Source organism: Burkholderia sp. RF7-non_BP4 (assembly GCF_001521935.1).
In the GTDB taxonomy this organism is placed as follows: domain Bacteria; phylum Pseudomonadota; class Gammaproteobacteria; order Burkholderiales; family Burkholderiaceae; genus Burkholderia; species Burkholderia diffusa.
Genome location: NZ_LOTA01000076.1, coordinates 21,403 through 45,963, shown reverse-complemented (window position 1 = coordinate 45,963; position 24,561 = coordinate 21,403). Strand labels below are relative to the sequence as shown.

27 protein-coding genes are annotated in these 24,561 nt (G+C 67.1%); 13 read left to right on the top strand and 14 right to left on the bottom strand.

The features are described 5' to 3' along the window. Window positions 1-302: 302 nt before the first annotated feature. From WS49_RS23025 to WS49_RS23010, 4 genes are read right to left on the bottom strand one after another with little or no spacing between them, the layout of a single operon-like run. Complete coding sequence (locus WS49_RS23025; protein WP_059533600.1) at window positions 303-1,508, bottom strand: MFS transporter; 1,206 nt, start codon at window positions 1,506-1,508, stop codon at window positions 303-305. 10 nt (window positions 1,509-1,518) lie between these two features. Beyond that, a complete protein-coding gene (locus WS49_RS23020; RefSeq protein WP_059508013.1) occupies window positions 1,519-1,704 on the bottom strand; it encodes a DUF1289 domain-containing protein in 186 nt (61 codons plus the stop codon). Window positions 1,705-1,706: 2 nt separating this feature from the next. Continuing rightward, window positions 1,707-2,996 (bottom strand): CDF family Co(II)/Ni(II) efflux transporter DmeF, encoded by a 1,290-nt coding sequence (dmeF, locus tag WS49_RS23015; RefSeq protein WP_059533598.1) that lies wholly within the window; start codon window positions 2,994-2,996, stop codon window positions 1,707-1,709. A gap of 11 nt (window positions 2,997-3,007) precedes the next feature. Then, on the bottom strand, window positions 3,008-3,280 hold the full coding sequence (locus WS49_RS23010) for a metal/formaldehyde-sensitive transcriptional repressor (protein WP_059533596.1): 273 nt from the start codon (window positions 3,278-3,280) through the stop codon (window positions 3,008-3,010). Window positions 3,281-3,440: 160 nt separating this feature from the next. Between WS49_RS23010 and WS49_RS23005 the strand changes: the two genes are divergently transcribed. From WS49_RS23005 to WS49_RS22980, 6 genes are all read left to right on the top strand, one after another. Beyond that, window positions 3,441-4,418 (top strand): chromate resistance protein ChrB domain-containing protein, encoded by a 978-nt coding sequence (locus WS49_RS23005; RefSeq protein WP_059533593.1) that lies wholly within the window; start codon window positions 3,441-3,443, stop codon window positions 4,416-4,418. Continuing rightward, the gene (locus WS49_RS23000; RefSeq protein WP_059533591.1) at window positions 4,415-5,593 is read left to right on the top strand and encodes a chromate transporter; all 1,179 of its coding nucleotides are present in this window, start codon (window positions 4,415-4,417) and stop codon (window positions 5,591-5,593) included. The genes WS49_RS23005 and WS49_RS23000 overlap by 4 nt, the downstream gene beginning before the upstream one ends. A 174-nt stretch (window positions 5,594-5,767) precedes the next feature. Then, on the top strand, window positions 5,768-6,928 hold the full coding sequence (locus tag WS49_RS22995; RefSeq protein WP_257127776.1) for an MFS transporter: 1,161 nt from the start codon (window positions 5,768-5,770) through the stop codon (window positions 6,926-6,928). 98 nt (window positions 6,929-7,026) lie between these two features. Continuing rightward, the gene (locus tag WS49_RS22990; protein WP_059533794.1) at window positions 7,027-8,082 is read left to right on the top strand and encodes a YncE family protein; all 1,056 of its coding nucleotides are present in this window, start codon (window positions 7,027-7,029) and stop codon (window positions 8,080-8,082) included. Between the two features lie 210 nt (window positions 8,083-8,292). Continuing rightward, window positions 8,293-8,910: a LysE family translocator gene (locus WS49_RS22985; RefSeq protein WP_059533589.1), complete on the top strand. Its 618-nt coding sequence runs from the start codon at window positions 8,293-8,295 to the stop codon at window positions 8,908-8,910. Window positions 8,911-9,020: 110 nt separating this feature from the next. Continuing rightward, a complete protein-coding gene (locus tag WS49_RS22980) occupies window positions 9,021-9,269 on the top strand; it encodes a hypothetical protein (RefSeq protein WP_059533587.1) in 249 nt (82 codons plus the stop codon). A 123-nt stretch (window positions 9,270-9,392) separates the two neighbouring features. Here WS49_RS22980 and WS49_RS22975 read toward each other — a convergent pair whose 3' ends face one another. From WS49_RS22975 to pobA, 7 genes are all read right to left on the bottom strand, one after another. Further along, the gene (locus tag WS49_RS22975; protein WP_059533586.1) at window positions 9,393-10,751 is read right to left on the bottom strand and encodes an MFS transporter; all 1,359 of its coding nucleotides are present in this window, start codon (window positions 10,749-10,751) and stop codon (window positions 9,393-9,395) included. Window positions 10,752-10,900: 149 nt separating this feature from the next. Then, window positions 10,901-11,287, bottom strand: a complete 387-nt coding sequence (pcaC, locus tag WS49_RS22970) for a 4-carboxymuconolactone decarboxylase (RefSeq protein WP_059533585.1) — start codon at window positions 11,285-11,287, stop codon at window positions 10,901-10,903. A 10-nt stretch (window positions 11,288-11,297) separates the two neighbouring features. Next, entirely contained in the window at window positions 11,298-12,083 is a 786-nt protein-coding gene (gene pcaD, locus WS49_RS22965) for a 3-oxoadipate enol-lactonase (protein ID WP_059533583.1), read from the bottom strand. Beyond that, on the bottom strand, window positions 12,083-13,456 hold the full coding sequence (locus tag WS49_RS22960) for a 3-carboxy-cis,cis-muconate cycloisomerase (RefSeq protein ID WP_059533581.1): 1,374 nt from the start codon (window positions 13,454-13,456) through the stop codon (window positions 12,083-12,085). Before WS49_RS22960 ends, pcaD begins: the two co-directional genes overlap by 1 nt. Window positions 13,457-13,544: 88 nt before the next feature. Next, window positions 13,545-14,201, bottom strand: a complete 657-nt coding sequence (locus WS49_RS22955) for a CoA transferase subunit B (RefSeq protein WP_012365076.1) — start codon at window positions 14,199-14,201, stop codon at window positions 13,545-13,547. A gap of 18 nt (window positions 14,202-14,219) precedes the next feature. Further along, window positions 14,220-14,933 carry a 3-oxoacid CoA-transferase subunit A gene (locus WS49_RS22950; RefSeq protein WP_014900666.1) on the bottom strand — a complete coding sequence of 238 codons (714 nt, stop codon included), beginning with the start codon at window positions 14,931-14,933 and terminating at the stop codon, window positions 14,220-14,222. 145 nt (window positions 14,934-15,078) lie between these two features. Then, window positions 15,079-16,311 carry a 4-hydroxybenzoate 3-monooxygenase gene (gene pobA, locus WS49_RS22945; protein ID WP_059533580.1) on the bottom strand — a complete coding sequence of 411 codons (1,233 nt, stop codon included), beginning with the start codon at window positions 16,309-16,311 and terminating at the stop codon, window positions 15,079-15,081. Between the two features lie 116 nt (window positions 16,312-16,427). On the opposite strand from pobA, the gene WS49_RS22940 reads away from it, so the two are divergent. From WS49_RS22940 to WS49_RS22930, 3 genes are all read left to right on the top strand, one after another. Then, window positions 16,428-17,354 carry a LysR family transcriptional regulator gene (locus WS49_RS22940; RefSeq protein WP_059533578.1) on the top strand — a complete coding sequence of 309 codons (927 nt, stop codon included), beginning with the start codon at window positions 16,428-16,430 and terminating at the stop codon, window positions 17,352-17,354. A gap of 101 nt (window positions 17,355-17,455) precedes the next feature. After that, entirely contained in the window at window positions 17,456-18,085 is a 630-nt protein-coding gene (gene folE / locus WS49_RS22935) for a GTP cyclohydrolase I FolE (RefSeq protein WP_059533577.1), read from the top strand. After that, window positions 18,085-18,888 carry an SDR family oxidoreductase gene (locus WS49_RS22930; RefSeq protein ID WP_059533575.1) on the top strand — a complete coding sequence of 268 codons (804 nt, stop codon included), beginning with the start codon at window positions 18,085-18,087 and terminating at the stop codon, window positions 18,886-18,888. Before folE ends, WS49_RS22930 begins: the two co-directional genes overlap by 1 nt. A gap of 114 nt (window positions 18,889-19,002) precedes the next feature. Here the strand turns inward: WS49_RS22930 and epsC are convergent, their stop codons facing one another. Both epsC and WS49_RS22920 read right to left on the bottom strand, forming a co-directional pair. Continuing rightward, complete coding sequence (epsC, locus tag WS49_RS22925; protein WP_059533573.1) at window positions 19,003-19,923, bottom strand: serine O-acetyltransferase EpsC; 921 nt, start codon at window positions 19,921-19,923, stop codon at window positions 19,003-19,005. A 137-nt stretch (window positions 19,924-20,060) separates the two neighbouring features. Then, on the bottom strand, window positions 20,061-20,294 hold the full coding sequence (locus WS49_RS22920; RefSeq protein WP_011659947.1) for a hypothetical protein: 234 nt from the start codon (window positions 20,292-20,294) through the stop codon (window positions 20,061-20,063). Between the two features lie 278 nt (window positions 20,295-20,572). On the opposite strand from WS49_RS22920, the gene WS49_RS22915 reads away from it, so the two are divergent. From WS49_RS22915 to fnr, 3 genes are all read left to right on the top strand, one after another. After that, window positions 20,573-20,983, top strand: coding sequence for a DUF3005 domain-containing protein (locus WS49_RS22915; RefSeq protein WP_059533570.1), 411 nt, complete (start codon window positions 20,573-20,575; stop codon window positions 20,981-20,983). A 340-nt stretch (window positions 20,984-21,323) separates the two neighbouring features. Continuing rightward, complete coding sequence (locus WS49_RS22905) at window positions 21,324-21,791, top strand: universal stress protein (protein ID WP_059533566.1); 468 nt, start codon at window positions 21,324-21,326, stop codon at window positions 21,789-21,791. 132 nt (window positions 21,792-21,923) lie between these two features. Next, window positions 21,924-22,670, top strand: a complete 747-nt coding sequence (fnr, locus tag WS49_RS22900) for a fumarate/nitrate reduction transcriptional regulator Fnr (RefSeq protein WP_059447453.1) — start codon at window positions 21,924-21,926, stop codon at window positions 22,668-22,670. A gap of 60 nt (window positions 22,671-22,730) precedes the next feature. Here the strand turns inward: fnr and WS49_RS22895 are convergent, their stop codons facing one another. After that, entirely contained in the window at window positions 22,731-23,624 is an 894-nt protein-coding gene (locus tag WS49_RS22895) for a LysR family transcriptional regulator ArgP (protein ID WP_059533564.1), read from the bottom strand. 107 nt (window positions 23,625-23,731) lie between these two features. Between WS49_RS22895 and WS49_RS22890 the strand changes: the two genes are divergently transcribed. Beyond that, the gene (locus WS49_RS22890; RefSeq protein WP_059533562.1) at window positions 23,732-24,352 is read left to right on the top strand and encodes a LysE/ArgO family amino acid transporter; all 621 of its coding nucleotides are present in this window, start codon (window positions 23,732-23,734) and stop codon (window positions 24,350-24,352) included. Window positions 24,353-24,561: the final 209 nt, after the last annotated feature.

The following is a 24,561-nucleotide window of genomic DNA, read 5'->3' as shown; positions in this document are numbered from 1 at the left end:
GATCGCCGGCATCGAAATGAGAGCGGTGGTCCGCGCGCACGGCGCGCCGCTTCGGGTGCCGGTGCCCGTCCGTGGGCATGGCCACGGCGAACAGGGGGGGCATTCTATCGCAAACGCCGGACAATCTTTCAAATCTGAAAGCAGCAGGCGATGCGCGGTGCGGAAAGGAGGCGAGGCGGGCCTTCGCCGGTCGGCGCCGGAGACGGGCGGACCGCCAAGGCGGGTGCGTTCTTCGGGCACCGTCGTGCCCGGTCGTCAGCCCGGCCTTGCGCCGAACGTCGGCAGACCCGGCCGGCGCCGCGTCACGCGTGCGACGTGCCGGGTCGCGGCATGAACCGGCACAGGCACAGCGGCACGACGACCAGCGCCGCGCCCGCGAGAAACGTGGTCGACGCGCCGAAATGCGTCCACAGCGCGCCGGCGATGGTGCTCGCGAGCAGCATGCAGATGCCGCTCACCAGGTTGAATACGCCGAACGCGGTGCCGCGCAGCGTGGCCGGCGAGGTTTCCGACACCATCGCGGCGAGGATGCCCTGCGTGAAGCCCATGTGCAGCCCCCACACGGCCACGCCGGCGAACATCGAGAGCGTCGACGTGCCGATGCCGAGCAGCAGGTCGGCCACGATCAGCAACACCATGCCGGCCGCGAGCAGCACGCGGCGATCGAGCCGGTCCGACACGATGCCGACCGGCCAGGCCGACAGCGAATAGGTCACGCTCATCGCGACCATCACGGCCGGAATCCACGCCGCATCGAGCCCCGTCTGCTGCGCACGCAGCACCAGGAACGCCTCGCTGAAGCGCGCGAGCGTAAACGTCGCGCCGGCCGCGACGACGAACCAATAGCTGCGGGGAAACTCGCGCAAGGCGTTCCAGCGCAGCGGCGAGCGAAAGTGCCGGTCCGGTTTCGACTGCTCGGGCTCCCGCACGCCGAAGACGATCAATGCGATCGCGACGAAAGCCGGCACCACGGCAAACCACAGCACGGTCCGGATGCGATCGCCGAACCACAGCATCAGCACGATCGCGAGCATCGGCCCGAAAATCGCGCCCACGGTATCCATCGACTGACGCAGGCCGAAGCACGCGCCGCGGATTTCGGGCGGCGCGATGTCGGCCACCAGCGCGTCGCGCGGCGCGCCGCGAATCCCCTTGCCGACGCGGTCGAGCAGACGGGCCGCCACGACGACGGCCGGCGTGGACGCCAGCGGAAACAACGGCTTGGTCAGCGCCGCGAGCCCGTAGCCGACCAGCAGCAGCCCCTTGCGGCGCCCGAGCCAGTCGCTGATCGCACCGGAGAACACCTTGACGATCATCGCCGTCGCTTCGGCCGCCCCTTCGAGGACGCCGAGCGCGGCGACGCTCATGCCCATCGTCGACACCAGGTAGATCGGCAACAACGCATGGATCAGCTCGGACGACAGGTCCATGAACAGGCTCACGAGGCCCAGGGCCCATACGGTCCGTGGAATCGCAGGTCTGCGGGCAGTCGGTGACGGAGCGCTCATGGTGTCGTGATCAGTCGGTCGTTTCCCGCGTCAGTTTCGCATGCCGCCGCGCGCGGTCGTTCACGATTTGATGACGCCGGTGATCCGTCATCTTCTTCCAGCCGCGCGCTTCATCGCGCGTTCGCAGGCATGCCACGCAGTAGCCGGTGCGGCCGTCGAACGAGCACACGTCCACACAGGGAGACTTGACCGCCATGCTTATCGTCCTCGCGTCGCGGGCACGACTTCGACGGTGACGTGCGACAGGTCCTTGAATCGCTGCAGCACGCCGTGATAGAAGCGCGCATCCCGCTCCGGATCGGTCGTCGTCACCGACACCACCGCGCTCATGTGCCCCGGCCCGAGCCGCCACACATGCAGGTCGCCGACGCGGTCGCCTGCGCCTTCGATCGCGCCGCGCACCTTGTCCGCCAGACGGCGATCCGAACTCATGTCGAGCAGGATGCCGCCCGTGTCGCGCATCAGGCCGTAAGACCAGTTCGCGATCACCAGCGCGCCGATGATGCCGGCCAGCGGATCCATCCACACCCAGCCGAACGCACGCGCGAGCAGCAGCCCGCCGATCGTCAGCACGGAAACCGCGGCGTCGGCGATCACGTGGATGTAGGCGGAGCGGATGTTGTGATCGCGCGCCGCCGCCGCGGACGCGCCATGATCGTGCTCCTCGAACGCCAGTTCGTGTTCGCGGCCGTTCAAGCGCACGATCGCCTTGAATTCATGCGGTTCGGGAATGGCTTCGGTCGACTCCAGACACCCATCGCGGCTTTGCATCGCGAACACCTGACGCGTGCCGTCCGGGCGGATCGTCGTCACCGACACGGCGCCCGCATCCACGAGCGTCGTCTCGTGCGTCGCAGGCGCGATGCGGAAAACCGGCGGGACGCCCGCCTCGAACACCGACACGACGAATGCGCCCTGCTGGTCGAAGATCCGGTGCGCTTCCTCTTCGTGGTCGTGATCGTCGTGATCGCCATGGTCGTGCCCGTGGTGATGACCGTGGCCATGACCGTGGCTATGGCCATGATGATCGCCGCTCAGCAGCCAGACGCTCGCGATGTTGACGAGCAAGCCGGCCACCGCGATCGGAATCGCCTCGCCGAAATGGATCGGGACCGGGGCGAGCAGACGCGCGACCGCTTCGTACCCGATCAGCAGCGCGATCATCGCGAGCACGATCGCGCTCGTGAAACCGGCGAGGTCGCCGAGCTTGCCCGTGCCGAACACGAAGCGCGGATCGTTCGCGTGCTTGCGCGCATAGGTATAGGCGAACGCGGCGATCAGCATCGCGCCCGCGTGCGTCGACATGTGCAGGCCGTCCGCGATCAGCGCCAGCGAGCCGAACAGCGACCCGCCGACGATCTCGGCCACCATCATCGCCGCGCACAGCGCGATGACCGTCCAGGTCCTGCGTTCGTTCTGTTCGTGCGCCGCGCCGAGAAAAATGTGGTCGTGCCCTGCGCCGAAGGCGTCATCGCTGAAATTGCTCATTGCGCCTCCGTTTACTTGAAGTAGCTGTGTACGACTTCGATAAGTTGCTCGGTCGCACTGCCTTCTTCGTCGTGCCCTTCGGCGTCGACCAGATGGCTGCGGATGTGATCCTCGAGCACGACCGCGAGCAGGCCGTTCATCGCGCCTCGGCCGCTCGTGATGAGGCGGAGGATTTCGTTGCAACCGCGCTCGCCCTCCAGCGCGCGTTCGATCGCTTCGACCTGTCCCTTGATGCGGCGGACACGGTTCAGCAGCTTCTGCTTGTCCTTGATGGTGTGGCTCATGGTAGTCCCTTCATATAGCGGGGGGGACTATACCTCAAATCGCCTTTCCATATAGGGGGGAGGGGTATAGATCCGGCTAACGCAAGACGGGGGCGACATCACATGACGATCGCGCGAAGTATTTTTGTAGTAATCGCAACTTTCATGTAGATTTGTCTACATGAACACAATCTCCACCTGGTCGCTCCTCGTTCTGACCCTTCCGACTGAAAACGCAACGGCCCGCATGCGGTTCTGGCGCGCGCTGAAGGCGAAGGGCTGTGCGGTATTGCGCGACGGCATCTACCTGCTGCCGTACACCGAAGAACATGAGGGCACGCTGCGCGACCTCGCGGGGTCGATCGCCGAAAGCGGCGGCACGGCTCACCTGTTACGCGCGCCGAGCCTGGACGCGCAGCAGGAACTGGAATTCCGCGCGCTCTTCGATCGCGGAGAGGAGGACGCCGCCTTTATCCAGGCCCTTGCGGACGCCCGCAAGACCCTCGCCGGCCAGTCGGCCACGGAATTGACACGTTTGCTGCGGCGCATGCGCAAGGATTTCGACGCCATCCGCGCGATCGACTATTTCCCGGGCGACTCGGCCACCCGCGCCGAAGTCGCGCTGCAGGATTTCGCCGCGCTGGTCGACACCGTGCTGTCGCCGGGTGAGCCGCACGCCGCGGACCGCGCGATCCGCCCGCTGGCGATCGACGAATATCAGGGCCGCACCTGGGCGACGCGGCAGCGGATGTGGGTCGATCGCGTCGCCAGCGCGTGGCTGATCCGCCGCTTCATCGACGCACGCGCCCGCTTCATCTGGCTCGCATCGCCGGCGGATTGTCCCGCTGACGCGCTGGGCTTCGATTTCGACGGTGCGACGTTCACGCATGTCGGCGAGCGCGTGACGTTCGAGGTGCTGCTGGCCAGTTTCGGCCTCGACAAAAGCCCTGCGCTCGCGCGGCTCGCCGAGATCGTGCACGCACTCGACGTGGGTGGCCCCGCGGCGCCCGAGGCGATCGGCTTCGAAGCCGTGATGGCCGGCACGCGCCAGCGCACGGAGAACGACGATCAATTGCTCGAGCAAATGAGCGCCGTGCTCGACGCCCTGCACGCGCATTTCTCGTCGAGCGGAAAGAACGAAACCGGAGCCAGGTCATGACCACTGCCATCGCCACGACCGAACCGACCTACTCGCTCGGCGAGCTGGTCGCCTACATGTTGCGTCTCGGCACGTTCGGCTTCGGCGGGCCGGTCGCGCTTGCGGGCTACATGCGTCGCGACCTGGTCGAGCGCCGCGGCTGGATCACGGAGGCCGACTACAAGGAAGGGCTCACGCTGGCCCAGCTCGCACCGGGGCCGATGGCGGCCCAGCTCGCGATTTATCTCGGCTTCGTTCACTACCGCATTCTCGGTGCGACACTCGTCGGCTTCGCGTTCGTGCTGCCGTCGTTTCTGATGGTGCTCGCGCTCGGGTTCGCGTACGCGCATTTCGGCGGGCTGTCCTGGATGCAGGCCGTCTTCTACGGCGTCGGCGCCGCGGTGGTCGGCATCATCGCGATGAGCGCCTACAAGCTCACGACGAAAACCGTCGGCCACGACAAGCTGCTCTGGGCAATCTTCGTGACGCTCGCCGCCGTGACCTTCATCACCGAATCGGAAATCGCGTGGCTGTTCCTCGTCGCGGGCCTGGTCGGCTGGTTGTGGCGCGCCCCGCCCAAGTGGCTGCACCGGGGCGGACTGAATGCGGTTGCCGCGGCCAACCTGCCGGCCGCCAGCGGAATACTGAGCGGCATCGATCTGCCGCAGCTCGTTCAGATCGGCGCGTTCTTCACGAAGGCAGGCGCGTTCGTGTTCGGCTCCGGGCTTGCGATCGTGCCGTTCCTCTACGGCGGCGTCGTCACCGAACATCACTGGCTCAACGACAAGCAGTTCGTCGATGCGGTCGCGGTCGCGATGATCACGCCCGGTCCCGTCGTGATCACCGTCGGCTTCATCGGGTATCTCGTGGCGGGCTTGCCCGGCGCATGCGTCGCGGCGCTCGGCACGTTCCTGCCCTGCTATCTGTTCACCGTCATTCCCGCGCCGTACGTGAAGAAGTACGGGCACCGCCCGGACGTCAAGGCGTTCGTGGACGGAATCACCGCCGCGGCCGTCGGGGCAATCACGGGCTCCGTCCTCGTCATCGCGAAACGCTCGATCGTCGACCTGCCGACCGCACTGCTCGCCGTCGGTACCGTGCTGCTGCTGTGGCGTTTCAAGAAGTTGCAGGAGCCGGTCATCGTCACGGCTGCCGCGCTCATCGGGCTGGTGGCCTACCCGCTGCTCCATCATTGAGCCTCGCTGCGGGGAGACGGCCATGGCTGATTGCGCGATTCATCGACGATGCGCTTTACGCGTGGTGCCGGCGTGATGCCCCTGCCTGACAGCCGACGCGCGTCGACGCTCGCCAGCCGAATACTGCCGGCGGGCGTGGACGAGGCCGCATGGCTCATCCTCGCGAGCCGCGGCCTGCGCGGTTTCTGCGATGGCTTCATTGCCGTGCTGTTGCCCGCGTATCTGCTGTCGCTCGGGCTTTCGCAACTGGATGTCGGCCTGATCGGCACCACGACGCTGGCGGGTTCCGCAATCGCGACGATCGCGGTCGGCATGCTCGCGAGCCGCTTCACGCAGCGCCGCATGCTGACGCTCGCGGCGGTGCTGATGGCAGCGACGGGAATCGGCTTCGCGAGCTTCTCCGCATTGTGGCCACTGTTCGTCGTCGCCTTCGCCGGCACGCTCAATCCGAGCTCCGGCGACGTCAGCCTGTTTCTGCCGCTCGAACAGTCGCGTCTGGCGCAAGCAGCCGACGGCGACGCGCGCACGGCGTTGTTTGCCCGATACAGCCTCGTCGGGGCCGTTTCGGCGGCGGTCGGATCCCTTGCGGCCGGCCTGCCGATCTTCGTTGCATCACATACCGGAATCACCACGCTGAGCGCGATGCGCGGCATGTTTCTGGTCTATGCGGCGACGGGTATCGTCGTCTGCGTGCTGTATCGGCGACTGCCGCGCCCGGAGACGCACGCCGCAACGCAGGCGCCGCCGCCGCTCGGCCCGTCGCGCCCGATCGTCATCCGGCTGGCGATGCTGTTCAGCGTCGACGCGTTCGCGGGCGGTCTCGTCGTCAACTCGCTGTTGTCGCTGTGGCTGATGCAGCGCTTCGGCCTCTCGATCGTCGCCGCCGGCCGGTTCTTCTTCTGGGCGGGCCTGCTTTCGGCCGGCTCGCAGCTCGCGGCCGCGCCGTTGGCGCGCAGGATCGGCCTGCTGAACACGATGGTGTTCACGCATATCCCGTCGAGCATCTGCCTGATCGGCGCCGCCCTCGCGCCAACGTTGCCGCTGACGTTGACGCTGCTGCTGATGCGCAGCGCGCTTTCGCAAATGGATGTGCCGACACGAACCGCCTACGTGATGGCGGTCGTCACGCCGGCGGAGCGACCGGCAGCGGCCAGCTTTACATCCGTCCCGCGCAGCCTCGCGGCCGCGCTCGCGCCGACATTGGCCGGCGGCCTGTTCGGTCTCGGCTGGCTCGGTGCGCCATTGCTCGCATGCGGTGTGTTGAAGATCGCGTACGACCTCACGCTGCTCGCAGCTTTTCGGCACGTCGAACCAAACGACGAGCGGCCGCGGTAAGCGGCGACCACGGTGGAACAACAAACGAGCGGGGAACCATGCAAAGCGACGACGACGCCGCATCGCAAATGCGGCGGCGGCCGTCGCGGGAGAAAATCATGAAGCACGCCGGACACTGGCGCTGCAGCCTGCCCCTGCTCGTCGCGCTGTGCGGCGGGTTCGGCGCGTCGGGCCCGTCGATTGACCAGGCTTTCGCCGCAGGCGACGATGCGTCGATCGGCGCCCTGCCGCTGAAGCACGTCGCGGACATTCCGTTGCCGGGCAGACCGACCCGGCTCGACTACGCAAGTCTGGACTTACCCCGCAACCGGCTCATGATCGCCCACCTCGGCGACGACGAAGTGATTGCTTTCGATACGCGTGCATTACGCGTGATCGCACGGATCACGGCGGTATCGTCGGTACATGGCGTGCTTGCCGTGCCGGAGGTGTCGCGCATCTACGCATCCGCGACCGGGTCCGACGAAATCGTCGCGATCGACGCCGCGACGCTGAAAATCGTCGCGCGCGTGCCGGGCGGGCATTATCCCGACGGGATGGCCTATGCCGCCGACGTGCACAAGCTGTACGTATCCGACGAATACGGAAAAACGGAAACGGTCATCGACGTCCGGAGCAACCGGCGCGTCGCGACGATTCCGCTCGACGGCGAGGCCGGCAACACGCAGTACGATCCGGTCTCCCGTCACATCTTCGTGAACGTCCAGACGCGTCGTCAGCTCGTCGAAATCGATCCGGCGACGGACCGTATTGTCGACCGTCTCGACTTGCCCGGTGCAAAAGGCAATCACGGTTTGCTGATCGAGCCGCGCAGCCGCCTCGCCTTCATCGCGTGCGAGGACAATGACACGCTTCTCGTCTTCGATATGCGCGCGCGGCGTGTGGCTCGAGCGTTTCATATCGGTGGCGGGCCGGACGTGCTGGCGTTCGATTCCGCGTCGGACGTGCTCTATGTCGCGGGTGAAGCCGGCGTCGTTTCGATGTTCGGCGTCGGAGGCTCGGATGTCGTCAAACTCGGCGAAGGCCGGCTCGGACCGAACGCACACGTCGTCGCTGTCGATCCGGCCACGCATCGCTCGTACTTTCCGCTGAAGGACGTCGACGGCCGGCCGGTGCTGCGTGTGATGGAAGCGGAGCGTGTAGCCAACCCATGATCGACCTGTCGGCTGGTGGCCCGGCCGTCGAGCGTCGACGCCAACCGATTCGCACCACCAGCAACCCGAGCACGATCCGGCGATTCCGCCCCAGTCCGCACCTCCCCCTCCCCGTACCGGCATCCATCCATCAAACTGTATCGGTACTGTACAGAAAACCGTCGCTACACTGGCTCCATCCCAGTCCCGAACACGAATGGAGAATCCGCGATGGACTTCCTCACCGTCAGCGCATTGCCCGCCGGCATGCTGTTCGCGCTCGTCACGTCGATCACGCCCGGCCCGAACAATACGATGCTGCTCGCCTCCGGCGTCAATTTCGGTTTCCGTCGCACGATGCCGCACCTGTTCGGCATCAGCATCGGCGTCGCGATCCTGATGTTGTGCGTCGGGTTCGGTCTCGGCGAGGCGTTCCGCCGTGTGCCGGCCCTGTACACGATCCTGGAAATCGCGAGCGTCGCGTACCTGCTGTACCTCGCTTGGCGCATCGGCACATCGGGCGAAGTGAAGGCGCAGGGCGCCAAGCCGCGGCCGATGACGTTCCTCGAAGCCGCCGCGTTCCAGTGGGTCAATCCGAAGGCATGGATGATGGTGCTGACCGCCGCGACGACGATCCGCCTGTCCGCCGACTACGGGATGAACGCCGCGTGGATGGCCGTCGTGTTCATCCTGATCGGCTTTCCGTGCATCAGCCTGTGGGCCGCGTTCGGCCAGGGCCTGCGCCGCTTCCTGTCGAACCGCCGCGCGCTGCGCATCTTCAACGTGACGATGGCCGTGCTGCTGATCCTGTCGCTGTATCCGCTCGTCGCGCATCTGCTCCCGCAGTAAGCGCTCACAAGCGCCCCCGTTGAGCTTCACGCCATGCAGGCGTACCCTTTTGGTAAGGGCGCGTGCAGCCGCTTCGCCGGCTGCACCGCTGCCCTGCATGGAGATTGCCGATGAAGCCAATGCTGAAAGCCGGCGAGCACATCGAGGGCATGCACTGGATCGCCGAGTACCACCCGCTCACGCACGAGATCCGGGTGCTGCGCGAAAACATCGAAGTGGGCACGTACTGCGCGCCGCCCACGCTGTTCGGCGAGGAAGAAGAGATGGGCGCCGCGAACCATGCCGATCATCGCAGCCAGGAGGCCGCGCTGCGCGCGTATCTGCGCAACTTCGTCAAGGAACACGACGCGGAAGAATAGCGGCGCGACGGCCGTAAAGTCGACGGGCCGCCAAAGCGGCCCGGTCCGTCGTTGCGAGTCGGCCGGCTCACGACCTATCGCAACACGCAAAAGGCCGGCGCATCGCCCCGGCCCCGATCCCGCTCAATGCCCGAGCGACTCGATCTTGCCGCCCGGTTGCGCGACCCCGTGCGGCCGCGCCATCTGCTTGATCAGCAACGCAAGGCACGCAAGCAAGCCCGCGACCGCGATCGTCGCGAACACGCCCGCGAACGAGAAGTGCCGGCGCGTCAGTTCGGCGACGAGGAACGACCCGGCGATCCCGCCGAAGCGGCCGACACCGAGCATCCACGCCACGCCCGTGCCGCGCCCTTCGGTCGGATAGAACGCGGCGGCAAGCGCCGGCATCGACGATTGCGCGGTGTTCATCAGCACGCCGGCGATGAACACGACCAGCACGAGCAGCCCGACGTTCCCGGCCGCCTGCCCGATCGCATACACGCTGATCGCGGTCAGCGCGTAGCACACGGCGATCACGCGATTCGCGTTGAAACGGTCCATCAGCACGCCGCACAGCACCGCGCCGACGCCGCCGAGCGGGAACAGCGCGGAAATCAGCGTCGCGCTCTTCGGCGTGAGGCCGGCATCCTTCAGCAGGATCGGCATCCAGTTGATCGACGCGTAGAAGATCACGAGGCCCATGAAGTACGCGAGCCACAGCATCACCGAGCCGACGACGTACGAGCGCGACAGCACGACACCGATCCCCTTGCTGCCCGTCTGCGGCGCGGATTCGGTCATCGCGAACGAGCCGGCGTTCAGCGCGTCACGCGAGATCCGCGAAAGCGTCGCGCGGATCCGGTCGATGCTCTGGCCTTGCGCGACCATGAAACGCACCGATTCGGGCATCTTCAGCAGCAACAGCACGCCGAGCAGCAGCGGCGTCACGCCGCCGAGCATCAGCACGCTGCGCCAACCGAAATGCGGGATCATCCACGCGGCGAGAAAGCCGCCGAACGCGGCGCCCAACGGGAAGCCGCAGAACATCAGGTTGATCACGGTCGCGCGGCGTTTGTCCGGGCAGAACTCGCCCATCATCGTGACCGCGTTCGGCATCGCGGCACCGAGGCCGACGCCGGTGACGAAGCGCAGCACCGTCAGGTGCCCGATGGTCGTCGAGAATGCGGACGCGAAACACGCGGCGCCGAACAGGAACACCGAGCTGAGCAGCAGCGAACGGCGCCCGAGGCGATCGGACAGCGGGCCCGACACGAGCGCGCCGCATGCAAGGCCAAACAGCGCGGCGCTCAGCACGGGTGCAAGATCGGGTTTGGTGAGGTTCCATTCGCCGAGCAGCGACGGCGCGATGAAGCCGATCGCGGCCGTATCGAAGCCGTCGAGCAGCACGATCACGAAACACATCAGGAATACGAGCCATTGAAAGCCGCCGAACGGCTGCTCGTTGATGAAGGTCTGGACATCGACCACGGGTGCGCGATTCATCGCGAGTCTCCTATGTAAACAACGCGACCTGATGGCCGCGTCTTTCCTTGTTTGCGCGCCGATTCGCCGCCGGCGCGTCATGCGTCGTCGACACCTGCCGGCAGCGGCAGGCGTCGCGATCGGGTCACGTCCGGCGCGAGCCGGCCGTGTTATTGAGCCGCATCCTGTTCCTTGAAGATCTTGTCCGCGAGATGGAACGCGGAGTTCGCGGCCGGCACGCCGCAGTAGATCGCGGTCTGCAGCAGCACTTCCTTGATCTCGTCGCGCGTCACGCCGTTGTTGCGCGCGGCGCGCAGGTGCAGCGCGAGCTCCTCGCCGCGGTTCAGCGCGACCATCATCGCGATGGTCAGCAGGCTGCGCGTATGGCGCGGCAGGCCGTCGCGCGTCCAGATCTCGCCCCACGCATAGCGCGTGATCAGGTTCTGGAATTCGTCGGTCACTTCGGTGCGGTTCTGGATCGAGCGGTCGACGTGCGCGTCGCCGAGCACCGCGCGCCGCACCTTCATCCCCGCTTCGTAACGTTGCTGGTCGTCCATCGTCGGTGCCTCACGCGGTCAGGAAGTCGAGCAGCGCGCGGTTGAAACCGTCGGTGCACTCGATGTTCGAAATATGCGCGGCGTCGAATTCGACGTGACGCGCGCCGGGAATCGCGGCGGCCAGCGCACGACCCTGGTCGGGCGGCGTCGACATGTCCTTCGCGCCGGTCACGACGAGCACCGGCAGCGCGATGCCCTTCACTTCCTCGCGCAGGTCGGCCGCGTTCAGCGCGTCGCAGTTCGCCGCGTAACCGTCCTTGTCGGTATGCACGAACGTGTCGCGGATCGCGTCGAACAGGCGCGGCTCGCGATCGACGAACGCGTCGGTGAACCAGCGCGGCAGCACGGCGTCGGCCAGTGCGGCCATCCCTTCCGCACGTGCCTTTTGCGCGCGCGGCGCCCACACTTCGGGCGAGCCGATCTTCGCGGCGGTGTTCGACAGCACGGCGCGCACGATGCGCGACGGGAAGCGCGCGGCGAGCGCGGCGCCGGTCAGGCCGCCCATCGAAATCCCGCAGAAGTACGCGCGATCGATGCCGACGTGGTCGAGCAGGCCGATCACGTCGCCCGCGAGCTGGTCGATCGTGTACGAGCCGGCCGGCGCTTCGGAATGGCCGTGGCCGCGCGTGTCGTAGCGCAGGATGTTGAAGTGCTGCGTGAGCGGGCGAATCTGCGGTGCCCACATCTGCAGGTCGGCGCCGAGCGAGTTCGAGAAGACGAGCCACGGCGCGTCGTCGCGCGCGGCACGGTCGATCCGGTAATGCAGTTTCACGCCGTTGACAGTGGCGAAAGGCATCAGTGTTCTCCTGGTTGTGTCGTGCCCGCGTGCAGCGCGAGCACGGCGTCGACGTAGGCCTGCGCCTCGCCGACATAATGTGCGGGATCGAGCAGCCGCGCGAGCGCGTCGCGCGACAGATGGGCGGATACGGTCGGATCGGCGGCGAGCACGTCGAACAGCGTCGCGCCGGTGCGCACGGCTTCCTTCGACGCATGCTCGACGACATGATGCGCATCGAGCCGGCCGATCCGGTCGCCGAGCGCGAGCATCACGGCTTCGCCGAGGATCAGCCCGTGCGTCAGGTCGAGGTTCGCGGCGAGGCGTCCGGTGTTCACGTCGAGGCCCGCGACGATCTGCGCGATCTGCGCGAGCGCGCCGCCGGTCAGGCGCGCGAGATCGGGCAGCGCATCCCATTCGGCCTGCCAGCCGCCGAGCGCGCGCTCGTGCTCCTGGACCATCCCGGCAAACACGGTCGCGACGAGGTTCGGCGCGCGCACCGCGGCAGTCAGCACGGCCGCGCAGCCGACGGGGTTGCGCTTGTGCGGCATCGTCGACGAGCCGCCCTTGCCGGCAGCCGCCGGTTCGCCAAGCTCGCCCACTTCGGTCTGCATCTGCAGCGACACGTCGCGCGCGATCTTGCCGAGGGTGCCGGTCAGCATCCCGAAGCACGACGCGGCTTCCGCGATGCGGTCGCGCTGCGTATGCCACGGCACGGCCGGCAGCGCGAGCTTCAGGTCGGCCGCGAGCGCGGCGCTCACGCCGGCCGCCTGCTCGCGCAGGCTCGCCAGCGTGCCGGCGGCGCCGCCGAACTGCAGCACCAGCGCGCGCTCGCGCAATTCGGCGAAGCGCGCGCGATGGCGCAGCAGCGCGTCGAGCCATTGCGCGAATTTCAGGCCGAGCGTGATCGGCAGCGCCTGCTGCAGCCACGTGCGGCCGATCATCGGTGTCGCGCGATGCGTGCGCGCGAGCGTCGCGAGCGACGCGCACGCTTCGTCGAGCAGCGGCTCGAGCACGTCGAGCGTGTCGCGCAGTTGCAGCACGGTCGCGGTATCGATGATGTCCTGGCTCGTCGCGCCCCAGTGCACGAACTTCGCGGCCTCGGGGTCGTCGGCCTTGACTTGGGCGGTGAGCTGCTTGACGAGCGGAATCGCGAGATTGCCGCCGAGCGCCGCGCCGTGCGCGAGCGCGTCGGCGTCGAGCCGGCCGGCGTCGCACGCGCGTTCGATCGGCGCGACCGCGGCGGCGGGAATCACCTGCCGCGCGGCGAGCGCACGCGCGAGCGCGGCCTCGACGTCGAGCATCCGCTGGATCGTCGCGCGCGGCGACCAGATCCGGTTGAGCGGCTCGGTGCCGCAAATGAGGGAGGTCAGGCGGGCGCTGTCTTCGAGCATGGCATCAGAGTGGGGAAACGGCGTGCGCCTATTGTCTACCCAAGCGTGCCGGCGTGCGCGCGATCGCACGCGCCGGCACGCTTGCCGTTCAGGCCGCGGCCTTGCGCGTCGCGTCGATCAGCGGCACGCCGGTCAGCTTCTGCAATTCGTCGAACGACAGGTCGGTGAAGATCTCGCTCACCGCGAGGCCGTCCGCCGTCACGTCGAGCACGGCGAGATCGGTATAGATGCGGCTCACGCACTGCACGCCGGTGACCGGATACGAGCACTGCGCGACGATCTTGCTTTCGCCCTGCTTCGTCAGATGTTCCATCATCACGAACACCTGCTTCGCGCCGATCGCGAGGTCCATCGCGCCGCCGACGGCCGGAATCGCGTCGGGCGCGCCCGTATGCCAGTTCGCGAGGTCGCCGTTCGCCGACACCTGGAACGCGCCGAGCACGCAGTAGTCGAGGTGGCCGCCGCGCATCATCGCGAACGAATCCGAGTGGTGGAAATACGCGCCGCCGGTGAGCAGCGTCACGTGCTGCTTGCCGGCGTTGATCAGCTCGTCGTCTTCCTCGCCGGGCGCCGGCGCCGGGCCCATGCCGAGCAGGCCGTTCTCGCTGTGCAGGAAGATTTCCTTGCTCGGGTCGAGGTGGTTCGCCACCAGCGTCGGCACGCCGATGCCGAGGTTCACGTACGCGCCTTCGGGGATGTCCTGGGCGACGCGCTTGGCCATTTCATCGCGGGTCAGTCGTTTCATGTCGGGTCTCCTCTGCTGTCAGGCGGCTTGCGATGCACGTTCGGCGGCCAGCTCGGCCGCATGCGCGGCCTGCGGCACTTCGACGACACGCTGCACGAAAATGCCCGGCGTCACGATGTGTTCCGGATTCAACCCGCCGAGCGGCACGACTTCCGACACCTGCACGATCGCGACCTTCGCGGCGCTGGCCATGATCGGCCCGAAGTTGCGCGCGGTCTTGCGGTACACGAGGTTGCCCCAGCGATCGCCCTTGTATGCCTTCACCAGCGCGAAATCGGCGTGGATCGGCGTCTCGAACACATACGACTTGCCGTCGATCACGCGCGTTTCCTTACCTTCGGCCAGCTTCGTGCCGAAGCCCGTCGGCGTGAAGAAGCCGCCGATGCCGGCGCCCGCCGCGCGGATCCGCTCCGCCAGGTTGCCCTGCGGCACGAGCTCCAGCTCGATCTCGCCCGCGCGGTACAGCGCGTCGAACACCTGCGAGTCGCTCTGGCGCGGGAACGAGCAGATGATCTTGCGCACCCGCTTCGCCTTGAGCAACGCCGCGAGGCCCGTCTCGCCGTTGCCCGCGTTGTTGTTGACGATCGTCAGGCCGCGCGCGCCCTGCTCGATCAGCGCGTCGATCAGCTCGGACGGCATGCCTGCCGTGCCGAAACCGCCGATCATGATGGTCGCGCCGTCGTGAACGTCCGCGACCGCCGATTGAAGCGATTCGAAAATCTTGTTGACCATGTCTCTTCCTGATACGAACCCGCGGCACGATGCGCGGCCTGTCGAGGGGGCACGCGCGTGTCGCGTGCCGCGTCGAAGGCCGTCGTCGACCTTCGGCATTTGTTCGTCATTCGAACCTAGATTCGATTAGCGAACGATGCGCCGATCATAGAGTCGTGCACAGCGCGTTGTCAAGGCGGGATCCCTCGGGGGGTGTCTGGTCGTCGAACGGCAGGCCGACGTAGTTTTCGGCGAGCGACTGCGCGGCGGCCCGCGAGCGCGTCACGTACTTCAGCTCGGCAAACTTCAGGCGATTGACGAACGGCGAGTCCTCCGGCGACGAGTGCAACATGTTCGTCATGAAGTACGAGAAATGCTCGGCGCGCCACACGCGTTCGAGACAGGTCGCCGAATAGCGCTCGAGCGGCGTCGCGTCGCCGTTGCGGTAGCGCGCTCCGAGCGCGCGGGACAGCGCGCGGACGTCGGCCACCGCGAGGTTCATCCCCTTCGCGCCGGTCGGCGGCACGATGTGCGCGGCGTCGCCCGCGAGGAACAGGCGGCCGTGCTGCATCGTCTCCGACACGAAGCTGCGCATCGGCGTCACGCTCTTCTGCGTGATCCGGCCCTCGGTCGGCGTCCAGCCGGTGTCGTTCGAGAAGCGCGTGTGCAGTTCGTCCCAGATCCGCGCGTCGGACCATTCGGCGAGGTCTTCGTCGGGCTTGCATTGCAGGTAGAGGCGCGTGACCGTCGGCGAGCGCATCGAGAACAGTGCGAAGCCGTTGTCGTGATGCGCGTAGACGAGCTCGTCGAGCGACGGCGCCGCGTCGGCGAGGATGCCGAGCCATGCGAACGGATAGACGCGCTCGAACGTGTTCAGCCGCTCGGCGGGAATGGTCTGCCGCGCGATGCCGTGGAAGCCGTCGCAGCCGGCGATGTAGTCGCAGTCGATGCGGTCCGCGCGGCCGTCCGCGTGCTTGAACGTGACGAACGGGTGCTCGCTTTCGATATCGTGCAGCGCGACATCGCTGACTTCGAAGTGCATCTGATGCCCATGCGCGTCGCCGACCGCGATCAGGTCGCGCACGACTTCGTGCTGGCTATAGACGGTGATCGCACGCCCGCCGGTGAGCGCGCTCAGGTCGATGCGATGGCGCTGGCCGGAGAACAGCAGCTCGATGCCGTGATGTTCGAGCCCTTCGCGGCGCATCCGCTCGCCGAGGCCGGCTTCGTTCAGCGTGTCGACGGTGCCCTGCTCCAGCACGCCGGCGCGGATGCGGTTCTCGCAGTATTCGCGCGAGCGCGCTTCGACGAGGATGGAATCGACGCCTTGCAGGCGCAGCAGATGGGAAAGCAAAAGGCCGGACGGACCGGCGCCGATGATGGCGACCTGGGTGCGCATTGTTCGTCTCCTGAACATTGGTTCGAATAATGGAACCCATTTGAGCGCTTTCCCGACTATGCGGCAATGCGATTTTGGAGATAAGTTGTATACGCTTCCCGGATACCGGCCTCACGATGGATACGCTCGATCTGAACCTGATTCCCTACCTCGTCGCGCTCGACGACACGCGCAACGTCAGCCGCGCCGGCGACCTGCTCGGCGTGAGCCAGCCGCGCGTGAGCACCGCGCTCGGCCGCCTGCGCGAGTATTTCGGCGATCCGTTGTTCGTGCGCACGTCGCGCGGAATGGAGCCGACGCCGCGCGCGCTCGCGCTGCTGCCGGCCGCACGCGATGCGCTCGCGCAGATCGAGCGCGGCCTCGTCGCGCCGCACGACTTCGATCCGGCGGCGAGCACGCATACGTTCTCGATCGCGCTGTCGGACGTCGGCGAGATCGTGTTCCTGCCGAAGCTGCTGCAGGCGTTCGCGACGCGCGCGCCGCACGCGAACCTGCGCTCGGTCTCGCTCGGGCACGACGAAGTCGGCCGAGGCCTCGAAGCCGGCTCGATCGATCTCGCGGTCGGCTACTTCCCCGATCTCGACGGCAACAACTTCTTCCAGCAGCGTCTGTTCACGCACCGGTTCGTCTGCCTGATGCGGCGCGGCCATCCGCTCGAACACGCGCGCCCGTTCACGGCCGAGCAGTTCCTTGCGTGCGGGCATGCGGTGGTGCGCGCCGAGGGGCGCAGCCAGGAGGTGCTCGAGAAATACCTCGCGAAGCAGCGCATGCACCGCCGTGCGGTGCTCGAGACGCCGCACTTCATGAGCCTGCCGTTCATCCTGAGTCGCACCGACCTGATCGCGACGGTGCCGCATGCGATCGGCTATGCGTATGCGGCCGAGCATGCGTTCATCGTGCCGGTCGAGCCGCCGTTGCCGCTACCGCGCTTCGACCTGAAGCAGCACTGGCATCGCAAGTTCCACAACGATCCGCGCACCGCATGGCTGCGCGGCGTCGTCGCGTCGCTGTTCAACGACGAGCAGGACGAATGGCCGAAGTGACGCGGGGTGTGCGGCAGGCCGCACGCACGACCCGCGAAAGCATGAAACAATGCCCGGATATCCGCGCCGCCTCAGGCGGCCGCATTCGATGGAGCGACTAGATGGGTAAAAAATCCGCGCGGCCCGAGCCGGCCGCATCCCGGCCGAGCCGGAAAGAAGCCGAGGACGCCGTTCGCGTGCTGCTGCGCTGGGCCGGCGACGATCCCGCCCGCGAAGGCCTGCTCGACACGCCGGCACGCGTCGTGCGCGCCTATGAAGAGTTCTTCGCCGGCTACGCGCTGGAGCCGCGCGACATCCTCGCGCGCACGTTCAGCGAAGTCGACGGCTACGACGAAATGATCGTGCTGAAGGACATCCGCTTCGAGAGCTACTGCGAGCACCACATGGTGCCGATCATCGGCCGCGCGCACGTCGCGTATCTGCCGAACCATCGCGTCGTCGGCATCTCGAAGCTCGCGCGCCTCGTCGACGCGTTCGCGAAGCGCCTGCAGATCCAGGAAAAGATGACCGTGCAGATCGCCGACACGCTGTTCGACGTGCTGCAGCCGAAGGGCGTCGGCGTGATCCTCGAAGCCGCGCATCAGTGCATCTCGACGCGCGGCGTGCACAAGCCGGGCGTCGAGATGGTCACGTCGCGCATGCTCGGCACGTTCCGCACCGATCCGTCGACGCGGCGCGAATTCCTGTCGATCGTCGCGAATCCTTCTTCAGTCAACCTGACGAATACGTAATGCAGTCCACGAAGCAAGCGGCAAACGCGCCGGTCGTGCTCGTGACCGGCGCCGCGCGCCGGGCCGGGCGCGCGTTCGCCGAGTATTTCGCCGCGCACGGTTATCGCACCGCGGTCCATTACGACCGCTCCGCCGATGCCGCTCAGGCGGCGGCCCGCGCGATCGCCGAACGCGGGCACGATTCGGTCGCGCTGCAGGCCGACCTGTCGGATGCCGCGCAGATCACCACGCTGATCGACCAGGTATATGCGCGCTTCGGCCGCCTCGACGTGCTGGTCAACAACGCGTCGGTGTTCTGGCAGGACCATTTCCCGAGCTTCGACCTCGCGGCGTTCGACCAGGCGTGGGCCGTCAACTGCCGCGCGCCGATCCTGCTCACGCGCGCATTCTACGAACGGGCCCGCGCGGCCGGCACGCAGGGCGTCGTCGTCAACGTGGTCGACCAGAAGATCAAGGAAAACTTCCACCGCGACCATTTCAGCTACACGGTCGCGAAGGCCGCGCTCGGCAACCTCACGCAGATGCTCGCGCTGTCGTCGTCGCCGGTGCTGCGCGTGAACGCGGTGTTCCCCGGTCTGATGCTGCCGAGCGACGACCAGACGCAGGCCGACTTCGAACACGCGAGCCGCGCATCGACGCCGCTCACGCGCATCGCCGGCCCCGACGACGTCGCGGGCGCGATCCTGCTGCTGACGGGCAGTGCGTACAACGGCGTGGATTTCGTCGTCGATGCGGGGCAGAACCTGATCCGCGTCGACCAGGACGTGCTGTACAAGCATCGCTCGCCGGCCGGCAAGCACTGACGAACGGCCGGGTCGACGGCAGCCGTGTGCGCCCTTCGCACACCGGCGTGCATGCGTCGGCACACGCCTTCGTCTACGCTGCCCGAACGACCGATGCGCCGTTCGCGCGCCGCGTTACGGCTTCTCGGCGCTGCCGCCTTCGCGGACCTTGCCCTGCGCGACGCTCGTGCCGGGCGGCACGCTGTGCGTGAGCCACACGTTGCCGCCGATCACCGAACCGCGCCCGATCGTCACGCGGCCCAGAATCGTCGCGCCCGCGTAGATCACCACGTCGTCCTCGACGATCGGATGCCGCGCATTGCCCTTCACCAGCGCGCCGTCGCCATCGGCCGGGAAGCTCTTCGCGCCGAGCGTGACGGCCTGGTACACGCGCACGCGCTCGCCGATGATCGCGGTTTCGCCGATCACGACGCCGGTGCCGTGGTCGATGAAGAAGCTCGGGCCGATCTGCGCGCCCGGGTGAATGTCGATGCCGGTGGCCGAGTGCGCGATTTCATTGATGAAACGCGCGAGCAGCGGCACACCGAGTTGGTGCAGCGCATGCGCGAGCCGGTGGTGCATCATCGCGAGCACGCCGGGGTAGCACAGCAGGATCTCGGTGATGTGCTGCGCGGCCGGATCGCCCGCGTAGGCGGCCTGGATGTCGCTGACCAGCAGCGCACGAACCGCCGGCAACTGCCGGCCGAACTCGCGCGCGATCTCGAACGCGCGTTCGTCGAGTTCGGCGAACGGCGTGTCCGCATGCTCGGGCAGGAACGGCAGCGCGCGGCGGATCTGCTCGGACAGGATCCGCAGCGTGCTTTCGAGCGTGTGGCCGACGTAGTAGTCGACGCTTTCGTCGGTCAGATCCGGCGCGCCGTAGTGCGTTGGAAACATCGACGCGCGCAGGCCGGTGACGATCTTGCAGATCGCGTCGCGCGACGGCAGCTCGCGGATGCCGCGCGGATGTCGCGTGCGATGAAGTTCCTCGCGCGATTCGCGCAAGCCGGCAACGATTTCTTCGAGGCCCCACTGACGGGCGGGTGATGTCGACATATGCCAATGCAGGCGGCCGCGCTCGATCGCACGGCCGCTAATAAAGTGACGGGTTCCAGAAGATTACCGCGTTTTCGTCCGGCAGCGGCGCGCCCGGGGATCGGCCGGACGGCTGATGCCGCCGTCGCGCGACGGCGTCAGATCGTAATACTGCTCGCATCGATCCAGCGCACGGCCCAGTCGCGCGCGTGCGCGATCGCGTCGCCTTCGTCGTTGAACTGGAGCTCGGTCGGAAAAAAACGGTTCGCGACGAGTTCCCCGTCGCTCGATCGGGAGATCACGACGTAGGGTTTGAACGAGCCGTCGCTGGCGCGCGCGGGCGCGCAATTCAACAGATAACCGCGGTGCGTGAAGGCAGTAGTCGCTTGCATGAATCCGCCACCTCTAGTCCCTTGATTTGTTGTTCACTACCCGTCTTAAGGGTGCTGCGGCGCCCCGGTGCGGGCAGAGGCGGCGAGACCGCTTCCCCTGTCGCCGCTTCGCAGGAAATGAATCATACTCTGTAGAAAACGGGTCTTCTAGCTGAAATAAATCATGACAAATCAGCGCGCGCGGCACGACGGCGGCGACCGTCCGCGCGCCGTTTTCCCGTCTTGCCCGGAACGGGATTTGCTTCGATCCGGAGCGCTTCGCCGCCAGGAGAGCCGTGATGGAAACGACAGCTCCAGCCCGCGCCGCGCATCCGCGCAGCATCGAACTCGACAACGACGACACGCACGACAGCACCGTCGACACCGACGGCAAGAATCGCGAGGCCGCGCGTCTCGCGAGCGGCCGCGCCTTCTCGCCCGACCAGATCACGCACAGCAACGCGTCGCTCGTCAACGCGATGCCCGAAGCCGGCGACGGCTTCGCCGGCTTCGACAGCCGTCCGGGCGGCAATCATCCGGCGTTCGCGCTGCGTGCCGGCTACATGGTGATCGAGAAGGGATTCGACGCGCCGTCGCACGCGGACGACGCGCTGTACGGCCCGGTTCACCGGATGTACGGCAGCGCTTACTGGCCCGGCCATGGACGCCGGCCGGAACGGGTGATCGAAATCACGCCGGTGCCGCGGTGACGCGCGCGGCGTTTGAATCGACCGTTCGTTTGGCGGGTCGATGCGGGGCCGATAACCGATGGCGGCGGAGCGACGCGCGCGTTCGCGCGCCGGTCCTCCGAATCGGCGCTGGAATCGATATCGGCGCCGGGTTCGCGTTCGACACTCGGGTTTCGCGACGTCGATGCGTCGGCGTTGATCGAAGTCACGTGATCGCGGTCCGGATGATATTTAATGCACACTCGCGACGACCGGCACGTCGCTGCAAAGTCCCTGCCGTTGGTTTACCCTGCCTCGCAGCGACGCACGGCCTGCTCGGCCGTTCCGCCGACTTCCGTTCAATCCGCCACCTGGAGACACCATGTACAAGCGCATTCTGGTTGCCATCGACGGCAGCGACACGGCCCGCCACGCGTTCGATGCCGCCCTCGCGCTCGCGAAGGAGCACGGCGCCGAACTGCAACCGTTCTACGTCGTCGAAAACGCCGCGATCTACTACAACGTGCCGGGCTACGATCCGTCCGTCCTGCGCGACCAGCTCATCGCGCAAGGCAATGCGCTCGCGGCGGAGTTCAAGAAGCTGATGCAGGCGGCCGGCGTGAAGGGCGAGACGGTGACGAGCGAGGCGTCGTCCCTCAACGACGTGTCGACGCTGATCCTCGACGGAGCGAAAGCGTTCGGCGCCGATCTCCTCGTGCTCGGCACGCACGGCCGCCGCGGGTTCCGTCGCCTCGTGCTCGGCAGCATCGCCGAACAGTGCGTGCGGCATGCGACGCTGCCCGTGCTGCTGATCCCGGCCGCCGCGCATACGGACGATCAGGAAGGCTGAGCGGCGTCGGCATGCGTGCATGCCGATGCGATGCCCGCGACATGTGCGCGCGGTCGCGACGTTTTGTCACCCGACAGCGGCAACTTGCGGTGGGACAATGATTCGGTCGATTCAATGCCGGAGTAAACGATCATGTTGACGCCCGTCGCCACACGTCCCGCCGCCTCATCCCATGCAGGCAACTGGGCTCCCCGCCAGGCACCGCACTGCTCGTCGTGCGCAATGCGGCACCTGTGCATGCCGCAGGGCCTCGCACCCGAAGCGCTCAGCCGCCTCGAATCAGTCATCTGCGCGGCGCGCCCGGTCAAGCGCGGCGAAGCGCTGTTCCGCGAAGGCGACACCTTCGACAACCTGTACGCCGTGCGCTCGGGTTCGCTGAAAACCGTCGCCACGCGCCACGACGGACGCGAGCAGGTCACGGGCCTGCACCTCGCGGGCGAAGCGCTCGGCCTCGACGGCATCTGCGACGACACGCACCCGCGCACCGCGGTTGCGCTGGAAGACAGCTCGGTCTGCGTGATTCCGTACAGCGCGCTCAAGTCGCTGTGCTCGGAAGCCGGCACGATGCAGCTGCGCATGCACAAGCTGATGAGCGAGCAGATCGTGCGCGAAACGTCGCAAACCATGCTGCTCGGCTCGTTGAACGCCGAAGAGCGCGTCGCCGCGTTCCTGCTCGACGTGTCGTCGCGGTACCTGAAGCGCGGCTACTCGCCGTCGGAATTCAACCTGCGGATGACGCGCGAAGACATCGGCAGCTACCTCGGCATGACGCTCGAAACGGTCAGCCGCACGCTGTCGAAGTTCCAGAAGCGCGGCCTGATCGAAATGCACGGCCGCCTCGTACAGATCGTCGACTTCGACGGCCTGCACCACGTCTGACCCCGCGCGGCGCGTATCATGCGCGCCGCCGCTCGCCACCGTCCGCCGCGCCCGCTTCGATCAGTCGAGAAACAGTGCGGCGCGCGCCTTCAGCGCCGCGCTGAAATCGTCGAGCCAGCCGATCGACAAACGCCAGCTCTGCCAGTACAGGTCGATATCGACGGTCCGCCCGCGCGACATGTCGACCAGTTCGCCCGCCGCCAGTTGGCGATCGACCATCCGGTCCGGGCACATTCCCCATCCCAGCCCCGTTTCGCATGCGCGCAGGTAGCCCGCGACGTGCGGGATCCAGTGTTGCGGCGGATCGAGGTCCGCGCGCGTCACGCGCCGGATGAAGCGCGCCTGCAAACCGTCCTTCGGATTGAACATCACGCACGGCGCACGACGTAGCGCATCGCGCGTGATGCCCGCGCCGAAATAGCGGTCGTAAAACGCCGGCGAACACACCGCGCGATAGCGGATGCGCCCCAGCCGCGTCGACCGGCATCCCTGGATCGGCTCGGCTTGCGCGGTCACCGCGCCCTGCACGCTGCCGTCGCGAATGCGCGCGGCCGTGTAGTCCTGGTCGTCGATCACGAGGTCGAGCAAGGTCTCGCGCTCGGTGCAGAACGGCCCGACCGCATCGATGAACCAGGTCGCGACGCTGTCGTCGTTGACGGCCACGCGCAACATCGGCCATGCGCTTGCGATCTGGCCGGGCAATGCCGGCATCCGGCCACCCAGTTCGGCCTCGAGCAACTGCACGCGCTCCGTATGCCGGCAGAGCAACGCGCCCGACGTCGTCGCGACGCACGGCTGCCCGCGCTTGACGAGCACGCTGCCGACCCGCTCCTCCAACAGTTTCACGCGCTGCGATACCGCCGATGGCGTGACGTTCAGCTCCCTCGCCGCCCGTTCGAACGATCCGTACCGGATCACCGCCGCGAGAGCGTCGAGCAATGCGTAGTCGAGCATTAGATTTCCTTAATCGGCATTAGGTGAATTAGCTTCTCTTATGTTTCGGCTGACCGCAGACTAGCGCCAACCGATTCACCCGTCTACTGCCTCACCTCTTTCCCATCATGAACTGGATCGCTTTTTCCCACGGCGCCGCCCTGTGCGGGTCGCTCATCGTCACCATCGGTGCGCAGAACGCGTTCGTGCTCCGGCAAGGCATCATGCGCTCGCATGTCGGCAAGATCGTGCTGCTGTGCGCGCTGTCCGACATGATCCTGATCGGCGCGGGCGTCGGCGGCGCATCGGTTCTCGTCGAGCGCTATCCGACCTTCGTCCACGTCGTGCTGTACGTCGGCCTCGCATATCTCGCGTGGTTCGGCATCAACGCGCTGCGTCGCGCGTTCAAGCCGGGACACGAAACGCTCGACGTGCGCGGCGATGCCGTCGCGCCGCCGCCGCAGAGCGCGGTCGCGATCGTGCTGATGACGCTCGCGTTCACGTGGCTCAACCCGCACGTGTATCTCGATACGTTCCTGCTGATCGGCACGGCCGGCGCGCGCGAGCCGGAAGGCTCGCGGCTTGCGTTCGCGATCGGCGCGATGGCGGTCAGCGTCGTGTGGTTCCTCGGGCTCGGATACGGCGCGCGGCTGCTTGCGCCGTGGTTCCGCAAGGCCGTCGCGTGGCGCGTGCTGGATGGCGCGATCGGCAGCATGGTGCTGTTTCTGGCGGCCGTGCAGTTGCGGTAACGGATTGAGGCGCCGATCGATCGCGGGCGGCAACTTTGCCGCCCGTTTTTCGTTCCGCTCCGTCGGAGTGGTGCGATACGCCGGATCTCCGCCTGCATCTCCCCGGACGCCTCAATATTCAGTTCCGGATCGAACGCCGCCGCGCGGATCATCCATCTGCCGGACGGACCATCCGCCGTCCGCTGCACGATTCCGCTCGATCGGCGAGA

Bases quoted from the DNA above. Each gene is read 5' to 3' on its own strand.
- WS49_RS22975 (WP_059533586.1), bottom strand. From the start codon at position 10,751: ATGAATCGCGCACCCGTGGTCGATGTCCAGACCTTCATCAACGAGCAG.
- pcaC (WP_059533585.1), bottom strand. From the start codon at position 11,287: ATGGACGACCAGCAACGTTACGAAGCGGGGATGAAGGTGCGGCGCGCG.
- WS49_RS22930 (WP_059533575.1), top strand. From the start codon at position 18,085: ATGCAGTCCACGAAGCAAGCGGCAAACGCGCCGGTCGTGCTCGTGACC.
- WS49_RS23020 (WP_059508013.1), bottom strand. From the start codon at position 1,704: ATGGCGGTCAAGTCTCCCTGTGTGGACGTGTGCTCGTTCGACGGCCGC.
- WS49_RS22990 (WP_059533794.1), top strand. From the start codon at position 7,027: ATGAAGCACGCCGGACACTGGCGCTGCAGCCTGCCCCTGCTCGTCGCG.
- WS49_RS23000 (WP_059533591.1), top strand. From the start codon at position 4,415: ATGACCACTGCCATCGCCACGACCGAACCGACCTACTCGCTCGGCGAG.
- WS49_RS22920 (WP_011659947.1), bottom strand. From the start codon at position 20,294: ATGCAAGCGACTACTGCCTTCACGCACCGCGGTTATCTGTTGAATTGC.
- WS49_RS22905 (WP_059533566.1), top strand. From the start codon at position 21,324: ATGTACAAGCGCATTCTGGTTGCCATCGACGGCAGCGACACGGCCCGC.
- fnr (WP_059447453.1), top strand. From the start codon at position 21,924: ATGTTGACGCCCGTCGCCACACGTCCCGCCGCCTCATCCCATGCAGGC.
- WS49_RS23025 (WP_059533600.1), bottom strand. From the start codon at position 1,508: ATGAGCGCTCCGTCACCGACTGCCCGCAGACCTGCGATTCCACGGACC.
- WS49_RS22960 (WP_059533581.1), bottom strand. From the start codon at position 13,456: ATGCTCGAAGACAGCGCCCGCCTGACCTCCCTCATTTGCGGCACCGAG.
- folE (WP_059533577.1), top strand. From the start codon at position 17,456: ATGGGTAAAAAATCCGCGCGGCCCGAGCCGGCCGCATCCCGGCCGAGC.
- WS49_RS22985 (WP_059533589.1), top strand. From the start codon at position 8,293: ATGGACTTCCTCACCGTCAGCGCATTGCCCGCCGGCATGCTGTTCGCG.
- WS49_RS23010 (WP_059533596.1), bottom strand. From the start codon at position 3,280: ATGAGCCACACCATCAAGGACAAGCAGAAGCTGCTGAACCGTGTCCGC.
- WS49_RS22895 (WP_059533564.1), bottom strand. From the start codon at position 23,624: ATGCTCGACTACGCATTGCTCGACGCTCTCGCGGCGGTGATCCGGTAC.
- WS49_RS22955 (WP_012365076.1), bottom strand. From the start codon at position 14,201: ATGAAACGACTGACCCGCGATGAAATGGCCAAGCGCGTCGCCCAGGAC.
- WS49_RS23005 (WP_059533593.1), top strand. From the start codon at position 3,441: ATGAACACAATCTCCACCTGGTCGCTCCTCGTTCTGACCCTTCCGACT.
- dmeF (WP_059533598.1), bottom strand. From the start codon at position 2,996: ATGAGCAATTTCAGCGATGACGCCTTCGGCGCAGGGCACGACCACATT.
- WS49_RS22940 (WP_059533578.1), top strand. From the start codon at position 16,428: ATGGATACGCTCGATCTGAACCTGATTCCCTACCTCGTCGCGCTCGAC.
- pobA (WP_059533580.1), bottom strand. From the start codon at position 16,311: ATGCGCACCCAGGTCGCCATCATCGGCGCCGGTCCGTCCGGCCTTTTG.
- WS49_RS22890 (WP_059533562.1), top strand. From the start codon at position 23,732: ATGAACTGGATCGCTTTTTCCCACGGCGCCGCCCTGTGCGGGTCGCTC.
- epsC (WP_059533573.1), bottom strand. From the start codon at position 19,923: ATGTCGACATCACCCGCCCGTCAGTGGGGCCTCGAAGAAATCGTTGCC.
- pcaD (WP_059533583.1), bottom strand. From the start codon at position 12,083: ATGCCTTTCGCCACTGTCAACGGCGTGAAACTGCATTACCGGATCGAC.
- WS49_RS22950 (WP_014900666.1), bottom strand. From the start codon at position 14,933: ATGGTCAACAAGATTTTCGAATCGCTTCAATCGGCGGTCGCGGACGTT.
- WS49_RS22980 (WP_059533587.1), top strand. From the start codon at position 9,021: ATGAAGCCAATGCTGAAAGCCGGCGAGCACATCGAGGGCATGCACTGG.
- WS49_RS22915 (WP_059533570.1), top strand. From the start codon at position 20,573: ATGGAAACGACAGCTCCAGCCCGCGCCGCGCATCCGCGCAGCATCGAA.